The sequence below is a fragment of the Nitrospirota bacterium genome (genome assembly GCA_016219645.1).
In the GTDB taxonomy this organism is placed as follows: domain Bacteria; phylum Nitrospirota; class Nitrospiria; order Nitrospirales; family Nitrospiraceae; genus Palsa-1315.
Genome location: JACRLR010000016.1, coordinates 428,802 through 445,129 on the forward strand (window position 1 = coordinate 428,802; position 16,328 = coordinate 445,129).

A 16,328-nucleotide genomic window follows, 5' to 3' on the forward strand; every position below is an offset into this window, starting at 1 on the left:
GGTCGCTCGAACGTGGCTCAGCCCATGGTACATCCTCGAGAGCGACAGAACCATCGTCAATCCTACAACGAAGACCTGTAACGCACCTTCATAAGAAAGCGCGTGCGAACCAGAGTGGCGGGCACTCGGCAGTGCAGCGCTTTCAGAAAGATCGGTAACAGACACAGATGAATTCCCCAACAACCCAACCAGTTTCAGATGCGGCACAGCTGAAGATTGTTCCACTTATCGCCAAGGAACTCGGCGTGGGTCCCGATCAGGTTAAGGCTGCAGTTGCCCTGCTCGACGAAGGCTCGACCGTGCCGTTTATCGCGCGGTACCGGAAGGAGGCCACTGGCAATCTGGATGATACGCACTTGCGCACGTTGGAAGAGCGGCTCCTCTATCTGCGCGATTTGGAGCTGCGCCGCGCGGCAATTCTGGCCTCGATCGAAGAGCAGGGTAAGCTGACCGACGCGCTGCGCGGCACGATCGAGGCGGCTACGACCAAGCAAACGTTGGAAGATCTCTACCTGCCCTACAAGCCCAAACGCCGCACGAGGGCGCAGATTGCGCGCGAGGCTGGGCTGGAGCCCTTGGCTGAGGCCCTCTTTGCCGATCCGACACTCGACCCGGAGCAGGAAGCCATGAAGTATCTGAACGTGAAGCCGGCGGCCGAGGGAGTCGAAGCCATCAATGTACCAGACGCCAAATCGGCGCTCGATGGCGCGAGAGACATTCTGATCGAACGTTTTGCGGAGACCGCCGAGCTGCTCGCCAAGTTGCGTGCTCGCCTCTGGGAACAGGGCGTCGTGACCTCCACTGTGATGAAGGACAAGGAATCGGCCCATGAAGAAAAGTTCAGGGATTACTACGCCTATTCTGAAACGATCCGCACGATTCCCTCGCATCGGGCGCTGGCGCTGTTCCGGGGCCGCACACTGGGGGTATTGAAGCTTGACTTGAACCTGGGCGAAGCACTTGAAGCGGTTGTGCCGCATCCCTGCATCGCAATGATCGCAGCCCATGTCGGGATTGAAGACCGCGGGCGCCTCGCTGACCAGTGGCTTATGGGTGTCTGCGATTGGGCCTGGCGTGTGAAGATACACCTGCAACTCTCAGTGGAATTGTTGCTGCAGTTGCGTGAAGCGGCTGAAACGGAAGCGATCAAGATTTTCGGCCGCAATCTGCACGAGCTGTTACTGGCTGCGCCGGCAGGGCCGAAAGCCGTGCTTGGCCTCGATCCAGGCATCCGCACTGGCTGCAAGGTGGCGGTCGTCGATGCGACCGGCAAGCTGCTGGAGACCACGACTATTTATCCTTTCCAGCCGCGCAACGATCGGCAGGGATCGCTGGCGACAGTGGCCCGGTTGGTTGTGCAGCATGGGGTCGAACTGATCTCGATCGGAAATGGGACCGGCAGCAGAGAGACAGACAAGCTGGCCGTTGAGGCGATCAACATGGTGGCGGTTCTGAAGCCGGAGCACAAAGTGGCGAAGATTGTGGTCAGCGAAGCAGGGGCCTCGGTCTATTCCGCTTCAGCCTTTGCTGCAGCCGAGTTTCCCGATCTGGATGTCAGCCTTCGAGGCGCTGTCTCAATTGCTCGGCGTCTGCAAGATCCGCTGGCTGAGCTGGTGAAGATCGACCCCAAGGCAATCGGGGTCGGCCAATATCAGCACGATGTGAACCAGAGGGCTCTGGCCCGTTCACTCGATGCGACGGTTGAAGATTGTGTCAATGCCGTGGGTGTGGACGTCAACAGGGCTTCGACGCCGCTGCTCGAACGGGTATCTGGTTTGAACAAGGCGTTGGCAAAAAACATTGTCGAGTATCGTGATGTGAACGGCCCATTTCCGAATCGCACCACGCTACGCAAGGTGCCGCGTATGGGAGACAAGACGTTCGAGCAGGCAGCCGGCTTTCTGCGAATTAACGATGGCGACAATCCGCTGGATCGTTCCTCGGTCCATCCGGAAGCCTATCCGGTGGTCGAACGGATTCTTGCACGCGTCAATAAGGGGATCGTGGATGTGATGGGTCAACCTGTTATTTTGAATGGATTGTCTCCAGCCGACTTCATCGATGAGAAGTTCGGTGTGCCGACGGTGAAGGACATTCTTGCCGAGTTGGAAAAACCGGGCCGCGATCCGCGTCCGGAATTCAAGACAGCCACATTCCAAGATGGTATTGAGTCTCTGACCGACCTGCACCCGGGCATGGTCCTTGAGGGGGTTGTGACGAATGTCGCTGCTTTCGGCGCCTTCGTCGATGTCGGGGTGCATCAAGACGGTCTAGTGCACGTGTCGGCTCTGGCGGATAAATTCATCAAGGATCCCCATGATGTCGTGAAGCCTGGCCAGATCGTGAAGGTGAAGGTGTTGGAGGTTGATGTGAAGCGCCAGCGCATTTCTCTGACGATGCGTCTCGACGAGGTACCGCCTCGTGTGCCGGCTGTGAGTCGCGCGTCGGTGGAGGCTTCTGCGGGAGCAGCCGGCAAGCAGCGTCACGGGCGCGTATCAGCACCGCAGCATGGTTCGGACCGCGAACCACAGCCGATCGGTACCATGGCGATGGCCATGGCACTGGCTCGCGCCAAACAGAAGAAGTAGAAGGGGGATCTTGCAGTCGGGCATCAGTCAAACGCGGTCCGCTACGGTTCCGGGGAATGACCGTCGCATCATTGCTCCGTCGGTTTACGGAATTGGGATGGATAATTCAGCTGAGAGGGGGCCTTCGTTTCCGGAAGTGTCGTAGGCCGTCACCACGAAGAAGTACGTGCTGCCTTTTTGGAGTCCGTCTGCTTCATAGCTGGTGCTGCTTGTCGGCAAGGTCGCGATGGGCGCGCCGTATTGACCGGAAGCAGTGCCTTGGTAAATCTTGTACCCTGCCAGATCCGTTTCTGGATTGGGATCCCATTGAAACTGTGCCGAGGCAGTGGCGATTGAGGCGGGGGTCGAACCAGCCGGCTCATTGGAGCCACCGCCGCTGCACGAAACCAACGGGAGGGCGAGGCTCATGCAAAAGATGAATCTGCCGATGAGGGATGTCATAACAGGTCTCCTTGCTGAAGCGGCCGATACAAAAGCCTGTGAAAGTTCTTGTGACAGAGGCGTGTCACGCAAGGGCTATGCCGAGGTGTCTACGATAGGGGCTTGGAAAAACAGTGACTTAGTAGAGAGGGGTTCATCAAAAAGTGAGTCCATCTTGCGCAGGTGACTGCAATTACAAACAGGTAGCGGAATGCTGATCTCATGGCCCGCTCATGGAATCGATACTGGGACAGTCGAATCTGCTACGGTTCGGCAACGTCGCAGGTGGAATTATCAGACCGCTGTACCGTCATCCTAAATACAGAATTTGCGCAGTGCTCTCCCGGTATCCGACTCCGCCTCCGGATTCATTCTGGTTCGTTATACGGTTTGTCGAGCGATTGGCCAAGCAGTTGGCGGAAGCGATCGACCAGGTCGAACACAACATCGCGCCTTACAGGAAAGCCGTCCTTGCTTCCACATTCGGCCCGACCCTCCGACGTCATCTCAAGGAACTCCAGCAAGCCCGCCAAACCTATGGGCCAGTGCGGATGAGTAAGGCGTGACCGGCATTTATTCTTCCCTCAGGTCTTCGCTACTATTGAACTATGAAAGCCAAGAGAGTGAGACAGAAGAAAGCGAAGATTGGGGTCGGCTCGTCACGAATCAAAGCTGTGCTCAAAGAGCTGCGCAAACAGTATGGGCCGATGCTGAAGCGGCTAGCAGATTGATAAGTTGGTGGGCTAAGAAAGGCGTCGATAGAGCTCGGCGTTCTTCTCTATCACACGCTTGGCAGCAGCGTGGAATGTGTCGTCGGGCTGGCCGATAAAGTCGTGAATGCAAAGCCGCACCATCTGCTCAACGGTCAACCCCTCGCGCTTGCTTAACTCTTCCATCCGCCGCATTTCTTCATCTGAGAGAGATATCGTGAGCGTTGCCATGACCGGCTCCTTTGCGTAGGATGCTGCGTCTTGTAATGCGGTCAATATAGGGGAAAGGACTCGTGAGGGCAAACCCTTGAAACTAACCCGCCGCCATGTCGAAGAGATTCGAAAAGCTCGCATGACCTACGGGCTCGTACAACTCAACAAGGCCTAATTGCCGAAGAGAAAAACTGATGGGGGTGGTTATGGCTCATCAGTTGGGTGGCGACGAGCATGCGTGCGCAGCAATGCCACGAAACCTTCTTGCTCGAAGTGCCGATCTGTGGTCAGAGCTTCCGAGAGGCGGCGTTCGCGCATTAGTAGCATCGAGCTACAATCGGTGAGACTGTAGCCCTTGTCAGGACGAGCCTTGTACAGCGCGAGACTGCGTATGAAGGTGCGCCGATTCATCGGCACCACGGTGACTTGTGGATTGTTCATGATCGCTTCGACCATCTGAACCGCGGCGGCACGGATATGAAGACCATTGTCGGCTAAGGCGTTGAGGAACTCGATGAGCACCAAGTCGGTCGTAAATAGACGACAAGGACTCAAGGCTTCGGAGATCTCGACGGCTCTCGTGTGATACTGGTCGAAGGAGTTGGTGAGAGCGATCCAATAGACCGTGTCCGCGAAGAGGCGTTTCACTCGGTGTGACTGCCGTACAGATAGTGGTCGTGATTGACAGAAATGTCGGTAGGAAGCTTGTGGAGATCGGACTCAGGTATGGTTCGCGCAATGCGTAGGAGTTCCTCCCACACAGGGCGAGATTTTTGACTACGAGAAACTTGTGCCCCTCGGCGGGCACGTTTCCGGTGCTTGGTCTTCGCTGGTGATCGTGCGCCCATGATGGCTAATTATAGCGGGGAAGATCCGACTTGTCTAAGACTGTTTCACGCTTGTCTGATGCCGAGAAATCAAAAACACGCCCGCACGACCTATCGGCCAGGGCGACTTGGGAAGGTGTGAATGTGTAGCGCTGGTGATTTACGACAGGCGGCGGTAGAGCTCGGCGTTTTTCTCCATCACCCGCTTGGCAGCGGCATGGAACGCGTCATCAGGTTGGCCAATGAAGTCGTGGATGCCGAGGCGCACCATCTGTTCGACGGTCAGGCCCTCGTGCTTGCCCAGCGCTTCCAGCCGCCGCATTTCTTCATCTGAGAGAGATATCGTGAGCGTCGCCATGACCGGCTCCTTCGCTTAGGATGCTGTGTCTCGTAATGGGGCCGGTATAAGTGAAAGGACTCACGAGGGCAAACTCTTGAGAGCAACCCGCCTCCATAAAGTATTTGATCCTTCGCTGATGTGAAATCAGTTCTGCTGAGCAAGAAGCCATTTTATGACTCCCCGTTTTGTCGCGTCCCACGCAGCGAGTGGTACATCATGAGCCTGCGGCCTGATTCCAAGTATTGGCTCGTCCACATCAAAGTTCCAGCCCCCGTGAACCAACCGGCTCCTGGCGTGGTAAACCTCCTCGTACAAGGTTTGAACAGCAGGGATTGGTTGAACGTATTGGCCCAGAAACTTTCTGAATTGTTTCGTGATCCCTCGTTGCTGCTTGCATTCAGCGCATTTCTCAGCGGGATCGAGAAGCGGCTCAATAGCGCTGACCAGAGAAACAACTTTTTGGGATGATTCGACGGTGGGCTTACAGGCTGCAGACAATGATGCACAAGAGCGCAGGAAACGGAGTTGGTTGTTCCAAGAGAGCGCTTTGTATCTTGAGTAGAGATCACCTAGGTCTGGCACCCGAAACTCGTTCGATGTAATTCCAAGCTCTCGGAAGTATTGTTCTGCAGGAATTGGTGTAAGGGCCAAAAGCCCATCTACGTGGGAGAATTCGAGATCCGAGGATGTTTCAAGACCATCGGACATCCCGCATCGGGCAAGTTGATAGCATCCACCCAGAGAAATCCAGGAGTAAGGAAGGCTAAGGCTAAACACCGCTACATCAAGAAATGCAGACAAGAGCCATATGGCTTCCTGTATCGCTCGAATTCTCCGATGAGCTTCAAGAAAGGCTAGCTTTGAAGAACGAAAAACCACCTCTATGGCAAAGGGATATGGAATGCCAGCTACGAGGTTGGTGTTTAGCATTCCCAGCCCAGTAGCGTCTTTCAAGTCACACGCGACAGGACGTAGCTGCAACCAGCCGGGAATTCTCGCGAAGCCTTTGGGTGGTCGGTAGGTGAATAGAATGGTTCTGGCGATCCGAGTCTGTTCCACCGCAACGTCTTCTGAAATCTTTGCTTTTAATCGTCCCCAGACATTGCTTGGAACTGCCACAGAACTGAGTCTATGGTTGGAGTTGAATTTTACCTCGGCAATCAAGCGATCATCAGTGCGCATCTCATAGACACGTTTCTTCTTTTGTGTGTAGCCGACATTCTCGGCAGATTGTATGGCTGCGATCACTTCGCCATCGTCAAGATTCAGCGCTCGAAGTTCGGAAAGGATTGGAATGAGCTGGGGCATGTTCGGCTATCCAGACCTCTGTGTGGTGAGTTCTAGCGTAGAACAACAGAAGAGTCCGTCAGGCGGAGAAGGATAATTCTTCTTTCCCTCTAACAACAACTGTTGCCGGCGCTGGGATTATTTCGTGGTGATCCTGGAGATCATTCATTGACAGAAGCACTGGGATGATTTCGACTACGCGTACCGACTAATGCGCATTTGCCCACCTGGAATGATGCCCGTGTCAGTCTGACTGCGGCCGTCGAGCGAGCACATTCTGATCGTGCGCGCTCCGGGAGCAAAAGACTGATGCGGGCGTCGTTCCAAGCCACTTTCTTGCGTGTGGGCGGCGCGAGCAAGGAGAGCGTCCCAGTCGCGCCTACTTCTTAAGGTTCAACAACAACGTCGACGAACGCCGGCGCCGAATCCGCCCCCTTTTTATCCGTCACCCGTAACTTAAACCGGTAAGTCCGTTTCTCTGACACGGCCGGTGCGAGGAATGAAGGCTCAGCGTTATCTACGTCCAGCAGAGCGATTTTGCTTCCGCGCACTTGGCTCCATGAATAGTACAGGGCCTCTCCTTCAGCATCGTGACTCTTCAGCCCATTCAGCTTGACCTTTGTTCCAGCCTTGACTGACCGGTTTGGGCCTGCATCTGCGACAGGAGGTTGATTCGGTTCTTCGTTCACCTCGACTGTGACATCGAGCGAAGCTTGCTTGCCGCGGTTGGTGACGGTAAGTGTGGTCTTTCCGTTGCCGACAATCTGAAGCAGACCACTGGAGAGGAGCTTAATGACATTTTGGTTTGAGGAGTGATAACTCGTACCGGTCGCCGGAGCACTGATCCGGCGGGTCACACCATCGGAGAACTCACCGACGACCGGCAAGTCGAAGACCTTACCCAGCGAATCGACATGGCCGAATGCGGAGGATTGCCCGGCGCGCCCGAGATGCAGGGGCTTATCCGTTTCAAAATCGATAGCAGTCAGGGAAGCAGCTGGTTCAATCTTCACCAGAATTTCATCAAAGATGGATCTCGTTCCCAACCGTCCTCGGGAGATTGCAGCCACTGCCAGCAACCGCATGGGACCGATCCCGTTCTTGGGGATCAGCAACGGACCGCCGAAGGGTGGGCGATGGTCGGACAAGCCGATCAGTGCCGCCGGCGCGACGATCGATCCCATAGCCGTCGCGTCATCCTGCTCGACCAAGGTGTCGTCCTGTTCGCCGTACCAATAGTAGCGGACCTGGACGATTCCTGAATCTTTGCCGAGGTCCACCTGCGCCGTGACGGTCTGTCCAGCCGTCAACTTGGCTCCCTCCGCCGGCTCTGTGATCTTGAAGGCGAGCGCCTGTTGCGCCGAAAGGGCAAGACACAAGGCAACGGTAAAAAGGCAACAGCTATGAGTCCACGCCTTACGCCTCACGTTTCACGCCTCACCGTTTTAAGTGGAATGGCACGTCTATCAGAATGACGCGATCTTTGAATAAGAGCGAGGCCTTGAGGAGGAGGGCCCTTTGGTTATGCAAGATTCCATGCCACCAGTGCGCCGGGAGAATTTCCGGGATCACGACGGTGACCCAGGTGTCCGGTTCCTTGTTCAAAAGATCCTCGACGTATTCGAGGAAGGAACTGAGCACGGAGCGGTACGGGCAGGGTAACACCGTCAACTGGACACCACAGCCCCACTGGGCCCACTGGATTTGGTTACGCGCCGTGGCCTCGGCATCCACATCCACGATCACTGCCCGAACCTCGCCTGTTCGACTACGGGCGTAATCGACCGCTCGTATGACCGATTGATTCACGCTATTGATGGGGATGACGACGATATTGCGTCGGGGTGGTGGTGGACGATGATCGCGTGTGAGCGCCACCTGTTCCGCAACGGCCTTGTAGTGAGAGCGGATGGAGAGGAACATCCAGACCAATAGGGCGATGAGGACAAAGACGATCCAGGCGCCGTGGGTAAATTTAGTGGTGGCAAGGATGAGGGTCGCGATGCCGGTTGTAATAGCGCCTAGGCCGTTCACAATCAGTTTCGTTTGCCAATGGGCCCCCTTCTTGCTCAGCCATCTGCGCACCATGCCGGACTGGGACAACGTGAAGGAGATGAACACGCCGACTGCATAGAGCGGGATCAAGGCGTGTGGATCGCCGTGAAAGAGGATCAGGAGGAAACAGGCAAAAACCCCAAGGATGATGATCCCGTTTGAGAACACCAAGCGGTCGCCGAATGACGCCATCTGGCGGGGCATATAGCCGTCGCGCGCCAGGATGGAAGCGAGATGGGGGAAGCCGGCAAAGGCGCTGTTGGCGGCAAGGATTAACAGCAGCATTGTTCCAATCTGGAGTGCGTAATAAAGAGCTCCCGTGCCAAAGGTGAGACGGGCCAGTTGAGACACGACTGTCTCATCCGGTTTGGGCAGGATGCCATGGTGTGAGGCCAGGAAGGTGATGCCCATGAACAGGCCTGCCAGAATCAGAGACATATGGATCATGGTGGTTGAGGCATTCTCGGACTCCGGCCGACGAAAAGTTTTTACACCGTTCGAAATCACTTCCATTCCGGTCACGGCTGAACAGCCGGCAGCGAATGAGCGGAGAATCAAGAATAGCGTCAGTTCTTCGACCGCCATCTGGTGGTCCGGTGACACCGAGACACCTTGTCCGAACAGGGCATGGATAGCGCCGATCACCACCATGACTCCGAGGGTGCCGATGGCAAAGTACACGGGGATAGCAAAAAATTTTCCCGACTCCCTTAGGCCGCGCAGATTCATGATGATAATGAAGACTGTTGCGGCGAGCGCCAGGGCCTCGCGATGCTCGAACAAACTTGGTACGGCCGAAGTGAGGGCTGAGATGCCTGCCGCCACACTGACGGCTACGGTAAGGACATAGTCGATTATCAATGCCCCTGCGGCGATTAGTGCCGGACGTTCCCCCAGGTTGGTGCGGGCGACAATATAAGCTCCGCCGCCCTCCGGGTATGCGTAGATGATCTGGCGATAGGAAATGGTCAGGATGACGATAAGAGACAGAATCGCCAGGCTGACAGGAATGGACCAGGCAATCGCGGCGGTTCCCGCGAGGACCAACACGAGGAGGATTTCCTCCGTGGCATAAGCGACAGAGGAAATCGCGTTCGAGGAAAAGACTGCGAGAGCGAGGGTTTTCGACAGCCGTTCCTGTGCAGCCTGAACGCTTTTGAGCGGATCGCCGACCAGCCAACGTTTCAGAGGCATGGATGCTATTATCGCACAGAAGCGGAGACGTGCGCATCGAAGAAGAGATCTTTAGAGCTTAGGAGGCGAAAACCCCACTCGTTTCCGTGGAATGAAACTCCATTAATAAGAGGCCATGCGAGTTGTATCGGCAGCTGTAAAAAATTAAGATGATGAGGAGTTGACAGCCGAAAGGGATTTCAGTATCTTCCGCCCGTATTCAAAGGCAATGAAGAGACTATCCATGTATAGTGATGAAAGAGGTGCGATCGCGAATCATAATTCAATGATAACTCTCCTCTAGACAACAGCCTGTGTTACTGACCATTTTTCAAGGAGGCCGGTCCATGATTATACACAAGGTACGGGGTTGCGTGCTTACCCGAATGCTCGGCGCAATAGCGGCGATAGCCCTCATCGGGGTCCCGCTCGCATCAGCTGAGAATTCCTCACAGCCTGGCCAGCCGTCGTCGCCGCATGTCGCGATGAACCATCAGCTGCCAGGTTGGGCTGAGAAACTCAAAGGCCAGACGATCGTCGAAGATGCGATGGGCGGCAAGCCCACACGTGCTGCGATGGTTGAACAGCAGCATCAGCGGATCATGGAGCATATGGCCCAGGATCCCCAAATGCAGGGTGTCAACACGGGGATGTACAACACCTCCTCCATGATGCATCAATATGGAGCAGGTGGACAGGACATGCTCCTCGTATCCGATCCTCGAGTGGAGCCGGTGGCGATGACCGGTGGCGGGAAATGTCCTGCCACGGCTCCGGTGAAGCAGTACAATATCTCCACGATCAACGTCGAAATTACTCTCAATCAGTGGCTCGACTTCTATCCAGGCTACATGTATGTGCTGGACGAGGATCTCGATAAGGTGCGCGCCGAAGAAGCCAAGAACAAGGAAGCCCGAGAGAAGGACGGGTTCGATCCTGGTGCCGTGATTCCAGGCGTGCAGGCTCAGTGGATTCAGCCCCTCGTATTCCGCGGGAACCAGGGCGATTGCATCAAGATAAAGCTCTCGAACAAGCTGGAAGAGGGAAGTGGGCCGGTCAGTCTGCATATCCATGGATCGAGTATGGTTGTGAGTGCCACCGGAGCTGCGGCGACGACAACCAACCCCGATTCAGTCGTCGAAGAGAAGAAGACCGGCGAGTTCGAGTGGTATCTCCACCCGAACATCCAGGAAGGTGTCCGCCAATTTCATACCTATGCCCAAGATCGTGAGTTGACGGTGATGGGTTTGTTCGGCGCGTTCGTCGTCGAGCCTCGCGGATCGAGTTATCTGGAGCCGCTTGGCGCAGGGGATCCCACGCCGGCCTCCAGCGGTTGGCAAACAATCATTAAGAACGGGACCGGCCCTGATTTCCGCGAGTTTGTGCTGATCTATCATGAAATCGGCGACGAGGCCTTCCGCCCGCTCAATAAGAAGGGTGACTTCCTGCCCCAGCGCGATCCGTTGACCGATACCTATCGTCCAGGTGGCCGTGCAATCAACTATCGCAGCGAGCCGTTCGGCATCAACAACATGCACCTGCAGCACGAATATTTCGGGTTCGAAGACGAGTCGATGGGCTACAGTTCTTATACGTTCGGCGATCCCTCCCCGACGATTCCTCGTTCCTACATTGGCGATCCGGCCAAGTTCCGTTTGGTGCACGGTGGTTCGGAAGTCTTTCATTCGCATCATCCACACGGTGGCACTATCCGGTGGCCGCGCAGCCCGCGGGCGATCGACGACATGAACCTCTGGGCAACCGCAGGGAACGGGCCGGTCAAGTATCCGGTGATTCGTGCCAAGACAGACCGGGTTGACGTTGAGGTCATCGGGCCTTCCGAAGCGCTCGACCTCGAGACCGAGTGCGGCTCAGGCCTTTGCCAGCAGCTGGCTGGCGACTTCCTCTTTCATTGCCATGTGGCCCACCATTATGTGTCAGGGATGTGGGGCTATTGGCGTGTCTACAACACCATCCAACAGGGAGACCTGCGGAACGACGTGATGCCGGATCTGCGCGAGTTGCCGGATCGCAAGGGCCGGATCAGGACTCCCATCTCGTCGGACAAGCTTATCGGTCAGACGGTCGATTGGTTCGGTAAGGCATTTAGAATCATCGACAAAGGCAAGAGCAACTGGGCCACGAACCCTGCCGTCATCACGATCAAGGATTGGGTAGAGATGCAGATGCCGACGATGGGCAAGCCTGGTCACAAAGACGATGAGAAGGGTCAGCTCGTGTCCTACGATGCCACGGTCCTGGACTGGGCCTGGGAAGGCAATCGTGCCATGAGTGAGAAGGAGAGCACGACCGACAATCCCAAGTATAAGTCTACTCATCCAGGTAAGCGGCATCCGATCATGTTTGAGCCGTTGACCGGCAAGGTGGCCTGGCCGCATCTCACGCCACATTTCGGCAAGCGGGTGATGTTCTCTCCGAATCACTCGGGTGCGCCGTGGCTGGAGATGATCCGTCGAGAAGTGAATGGTGATGAGAGCATTGATCAGGCGAAGCCCGGTGAGAACGGCGTCTGGAGCCTCTGTCCGGAGAATGCAGGACGGAAGGATTACAATGTTCACTTTATCAAGCTGCCGATCAAGATTGCCAAGGCTCAGGGTAAGGAGCCCCCGGTGATCGATCCGAACGGACTGATTTACGTGCTCCATGAAGAAGAGGCGGCCATCCGGGCTAACGACGATCTCAAGTATCCGTTGGTCGTGCGGGGAAACATCTACGACTGCGTCGATTGGACCCTGACTAGTGAATGGGACGACGACGATTTCACGAACTTCCAGTCGTCGAAGATCAACACGCACTGGCATTTCCTCCAGTTCGATAACCAAGCGTCAGACGGGGTGATCACCGGCTTCTCCTACGAACAGTCGGTTCGCCCGTTCACAATGCTGGAGAAGAAGAACAAGAAAGGATTGCCTCTTCCGATGAACACGGTGCTGACTGCGCCTGTGAAAAAAGGCGCAGCCTCGATCACCGTCAAGAATGCAGGCCAGTACCATGTCGGTACCCTGATCTTGGTGGGCGCCGATAATGTCAAGGGTAATGAAATCGCCCGGATCAAGAGTATCAAGGGTAGTACGATCGCCTTGACAAAGGGACTGAAGAACGATCACCCGGCGAACGACATCGTGACGGTTGAGTTTGTTCGGCAGCGTTTCTGGGTCGATGCGGACGTGGGCACCGTGTTCTGGCATGACCACGCATTCGGCGCGACCACCTGGCCGCATGGCGGGTTCGGAACCTTTATTGCTGAACCGGTAGGATCAACCTATCACGATCCGAAGACCGGGAAGCCGATCCGTAGCGGACCAATCGCAGACATTCGCACAGTCGAGCCGGTCGGCTATGGGGTGAACAACAGTTTCCGTGAGTTGATGGTGCAGGTACACGATACTGTGCCGCACACCGTCAACATCGTAACTGCGGGCAATCCGCCTGGGCAGCCGATAGAAGTGGCGCTTGAGGCAGGTAAGACTGTGTCGTTCATGATGCCGGAGAAGATTTATATGACCCCGATGCCGTTCCTGAACGGCGGGACCCATACGACCGGCAGCGGGTTGAACTTCAGGGCCGGTCCGATCGCCCAACGATTGGCGACCAATCCAGACGTATCACAGGCGTTCAATAGCCAGATCCATGGTGATCCCTACACCCCTCTCCTGAGGGCGTATGTCGGAGATACGATGGTGTTTCGGTTGTTGCATACATTGATGAACGAGACGATGACCTGGACCCTTGCCGGCCATACATTCTTGAGCGAGCGGTATGCCGGCGATGCGAACCGGAAGAATTCGATGCATGTCGGGATCGCAGAGCGGTACGACCTCGTGGTGCCGCAAGCCGGGGGACCGAGGTTGCAAGCAGGTGACTATATCCACTTCAATGGACGGTCGTCGAAGCTTTCTGAAGGCGCCTGGGGCATTCTCCGTGTCTATGACAAGGAGCAGGCTGATTTGAAGAAGCTCCCGGCCGGTTTCTCCAACAAGGGGGAAATTCCTAAGGCGCTGCCGGTCTGCCCTGCAGACGCGCCAGTGAAGACCTTCAACGTCGTGGCCTTGGATTATCCAGCCATGAAGTTCAACGCGAAGGCCCCGGATGCCATTGAGGTGGACTTCGAGCGGACGATCCAAATCAGTAATCCTGAAGCGAAGATCTATGCCTTGGAGGAGGACACGGCAAAAGTGGCCAGCGGTGCGCATCCGATGCCTCTTACGCTTCGCGTGAATATCGGCGATTGCGTCAAGGTCAATCTGAAAAACAAGATGAAGGAGGGTAAGGCCTCTTTCTCCGCGATCGGGCTGGCCTTCGATCCCAAGGATTCCATGGGTGCCAACGTCGGTAACAACCAGGGCGATCAGACGATCGCACCTGGTGCCGAGCGAACCTATACCTACTACGCGGATCCATTCAATGGTGAGACCACGTCGTTGGTGTGGGATTGGGGTAATGTAATGACGAATCCACGCAACGGGCTGTTCGGAGCCGTGGTGGTCGGTCCGAAGGGATCCAAGTATCGGGACCCGAAAACCGGTGCAGATCTCACGAACAAGAATGCCTGGGCCGCCGATGTGATCATCGATCGTTCGGTCCCCGGTAACGAGATGCGGGCTAATTATCGCGACGTGGCGTTGTTCTTCCAAGACGAAGACAACATTATCGGCACGAGTTTTATGCCCTATGTGCAAAACGTGGCGGGTCTGACAGGTGTCAACTATCGGTCGGAGCCGTATAAGTATCGCGAAGAGCAGGGATGCTCGCTGGGCAAGATGTTCCAGCCTTGCAAGGTTGGCAAGCCGGAGGACCCATCGACACCCGTGATTGAAGCGCACTCGGGGGACCCGGTGCGGATTCATGTGATCGGGGCGAGCAATGAGCAGAACGGGATGTTCAGCGTTGAAAAGCATGAGTGGCCGATCGAGCCCTTCATGCGCGGCGCGGATCTCATCAGCGTGGTCGAGTTTGCCGGTTCGGAAGTGCTCGATGCGTTTCTGCCGTCGGCCGGAGGACCCTATCGTTTGCCCGGCGACTATGTGTACAGCAACCAGCGGTTGCCGTACTCCCAGTCTGGGCAATGGGGCTATGTCCGCGTGTTGCCGTCAGGCGATACACGGCTGCTGCCTCTCACCGGCGCAGGTGCCAGCATGAAGAGTGCATCGGTTGAGCCACCAGTACAGGTCATTCCGGTCGCAGCGAAGTAATCCTGCGTCGCGCAGGATGTAGCGAATCGGGAGAAGGGGGGGGCGTGGCTCCCCCCTTTTTCTTTGGCGCAGCTTTTTGATAGGGTGCTCGAAGATATAACAATGAAAACCTGGATTAGAGATTTCACGGTAATGGCGGGCATGCTTGCGGCCATATCGGTCGGCGCGGAATCGTCATCGGCTTACGACGTCATGGATGTTCAGCACGGAGGGACAGTCCAGGGGACGGTGAGGCTCGATGGCGACGTGCCGGAACCCAAAGGCTTCAACCTCATTACGTTTCCCGATCCAGCTTATTGCGGCCGGATTTCCAATGGACGAGGTTGGCGACTCCTTCATGATTTTGTGGTGAATCAGCGGGGTGGGTTGAAAGATGCCATTGTGTTGCTGGAAGGTGTGAAGGCCGGCAAACCGTTCGAGCTCTCAGTCCCCCTGATTGAAGCGCGGGATTGTCAATTTTCTCCCTTCATAACCATCGTTCGGAACGGCCACGCTGTGGAAGTCGTCAATATGGATCCGGTGATGCACGATATCCAAGGCTATGAGACTTCGATCGAAGCCGGCGCCCGTGTGTTATTCAACACGCCCTTGGTCATGAATCATCAGCACCGCCGCGGCGACATCCATGCGATGCACAACCATGCACCGGGTAAGTCGTTGGTCGGGCCGCTGTATTTGAACAGAGGGCGGCGGACGTTCTATATGCAATGCGGCTTCCACGCCTACATGGAAAGTTGGGCCATGGCCGTCAATAATCCCTACTACACACTGACCGATGAGAGCGGGGCGTTTTCTATCGAGAACATCCCTCCTGGCACCTATCAGTTAGTGGTGTGGCATCCTCAGACCGGCCCGGGCCTCACCAAGATTGTTACAGTCCAGCCGGAAGGTAAACTGGTCGAGCAGCTTTCCCTCCTCGCTCCGAAAGGAAACCGTTCTGCCTACAAGGTGATGGACAATCCCCGCTTCGGTCCGGAAACGCTGGGGTACGCAGTCGATATTCAGCCGCTCGTCGAGCATCAGCACTGAACGCTCATGTCCATTATATATACCGTGGGTCAGAAGGCCTGCAGATGGGGGCTCCGCCTCTAGTTTGCCCTGTGGGCTGGATTGGGAGGGATGCCGTATAGATGTGGCAGCTGATGATAGAGCTGTTCCCTCTACAGAATTTTCCGGCTCACTCGTGAAGACCGTCAAGGGACGGCACTATCACGCGCAGGTATTTGTGAAGGGGGACCGATTCCTGATTTGGGGATGCGATGGCAGCTGGTCGTACAGCTCAGCTCTTCGAAGCCCACACAGACCATCGGAGTCGAAACGAACGATTCTATGAATGGGTGGATCAGGACACGGGAGTGGTCTTGAAACTCGTCAGCCTGGATCGGGAGTGGGCATTTGAGTATGAGCGGTTCAGACTGTCGCCTCAGCCTGCCTCGTATTTCGAAGAGCCACGGGGATACCACAAGCGTCTATCGACATCTAAGCCGCCAGGGCAGGGATAG

At 56.0% G+C, this 16,328-nt stretch carries 12 protein-coding genes; 5 read left to right on the top strand and 7 right to left on the bottom strand.

Annotation, left to right across the window (positions count from 1 at the left end):
- The first annotated feature begins 167 nt into the window (after positions 1 to 167).
- Entirely contained in the window at positions 168 to 2,588 is a 2,421-nt protein-coding gene (locus tag HZB34_06430) for an RNA-binding transcriptional accessory protein (protein MBI5315590.1), read from the top strand.
- An 84-nt stretch (positions 2,589 to 2,672) separates the two neighbouring features.
- Here HZB34_06430 and HZB34_06435 read toward each other — a convergent pair whose 3' ends face one another.
- Complete coding sequence (locus tag HZB34_06435) at positions 2,673 to 3,029, bottom strand: fibronectin type III domain-containing protein (protein MBI5315591.1); 357 nt, start codon at positions 3,027 to 3,029, stop codon at positions 2,673 to 2,675.
- Between the two features lie 212 nt (positions 3,030 to 3,241).
- Here HZB34_06435 and HZB34_06440 point away from each other — a divergent pair, with 212 nt between their 5' ends.
- Positions 3,242 to 3,574: a hypothetical protein gene (locus HZB34_06440; protein MBI5315592.1), complete on the top strand. Its 333-nt coding sequence runs from the start codon at positions 3,242 to 3,244 to the stop codon at positions 3,572 to 3,574.
- 177 nt (positions 3,575 to 3,751) lie between these two features.
- On the opposite strand, the gene HZB34_06445 is transcribed toward HZB34_06440, so the two are convergent.
- The 6 genes from HZB34_06445 to HZB34_06470 all read right to left on the bottom strand — a co-directional run bounded on the left by HZB34_06445 (position 3,752) and on the right by HZB34_06470 (position 9,634).
- Positions 3,752 to 3,949 carry a ribbon-helix-helix protein, CopG family gene (locus HZB34_06445; GenBank protein ID MBI5315593.1) on the bottom strand — a complete coding sequence of 66 codons (198 nt, stop codon included), beginning with the start codon at positions 3,947 to 3,949 and terminating at the stop codon, positions 3,752 to 3,754.
- A gap of 186 nt (positions 3,950 to 4,135) precedes the next feature.
- The gene (locus HZB34_06450; protein ID MBI5315594.1) at positions 4,136 to 4,579 is read right to left on the bottom strand and encodes a type II toxin-antitoxin system VapC family toxin; all 444 of its coding nucleotides are present in this window, start codon (positions 4,577 to 4,579) and stop codon (positions 4,136 to 4,138) included.
- Positions 4,580 to 4,918: 339 nt separating this feature from the next.
- Positions 4,919 to 5,116, bottom strand: coding sequence for a DNA-binding protein (locus HZB34_06455; protein MBI5315595.1), 198 nt, complete (start codon positions 5,114 to 5,116; stop codon positions 4,919 to 4,921).
- A gap of 126 nt (positions 5,117 to 5,242) precedes the next feature.
- On the bottom strand, positions 5,243 to 6,406 hold the full coding sequence (locus HZB34_06460; GenBank protein ID MBI5315596.1) for a hypothetical protein: 1,164 nt from the start codon (positions 6,404 to 6,406) through the stop codon (positions 5,243 to 5,245).
- Between the two features lie 365 nt (positions 6,407 to 6,771).
- A complete protein-coding gene (locus HZB34_06465; protein MBI5315597.1) occupies positions 6,772 to 7,812 on the bottom strand; it encodes a hypothetical protein in 1,041 nt (346 codons plus the stop codon).
- Positions 7,813 to 7,822: 10 nt separating this feature from the next.
- Positions 7,823 to 9,634, bottom strand: coding sequence for an APC family permease (locus HZB34_06470; protein ID MBI5315598.1), 1,812 nt, complete (start codon positions 9,632 to 9,634; stop codon positions 7,823 to 7,825).
- Between the two features lie 326 nt (positions 9,635 to 9,960).
- Here HZB34_06470 and HZB34_06475 point away from each other — a divergent pair, with 326 nt between their 5' ends.
- From HZB34_06475 to HZB34_06485, 3 genes are all read left to right on the top strand, one after another.
- The gene (locus HZB34_06475; GenBank protein MBI5315599.1) at positions 9,961 to 14,826 is read left to right on the top strand and encodes a multicopper oxidase domain-containing protein; all 4,866 of its coding nucleotides are present in this window, start codon (positions 9,961 to 9,963) and stop codon (positions 14,824 to 14,826) included.
- A gap of 132 nt (positions 14,827 to 14,958) precedes the next feature.
- Entirely contained in the window at positions 14,959 to 15,855 is an 897-nt protein-coding gene (locus HZB34_06480) for a carboxypeptidase regulatory-like domain-containing protein (protein MBI5315600.1), read from the top strand.
- A gap of 230 nt (positions 15,856 to 16,085) precedes the next feature.
- On the top strand, positions 16,086 to 16,328 hold the full coding sequence (locus tag HZB34_06485; protein ID MBI5315601.1) for a hypothetical protein: 243 nt from the start codon (positions 16,086 to 16,088) through the stop codon (positions 16,326 to 16,328).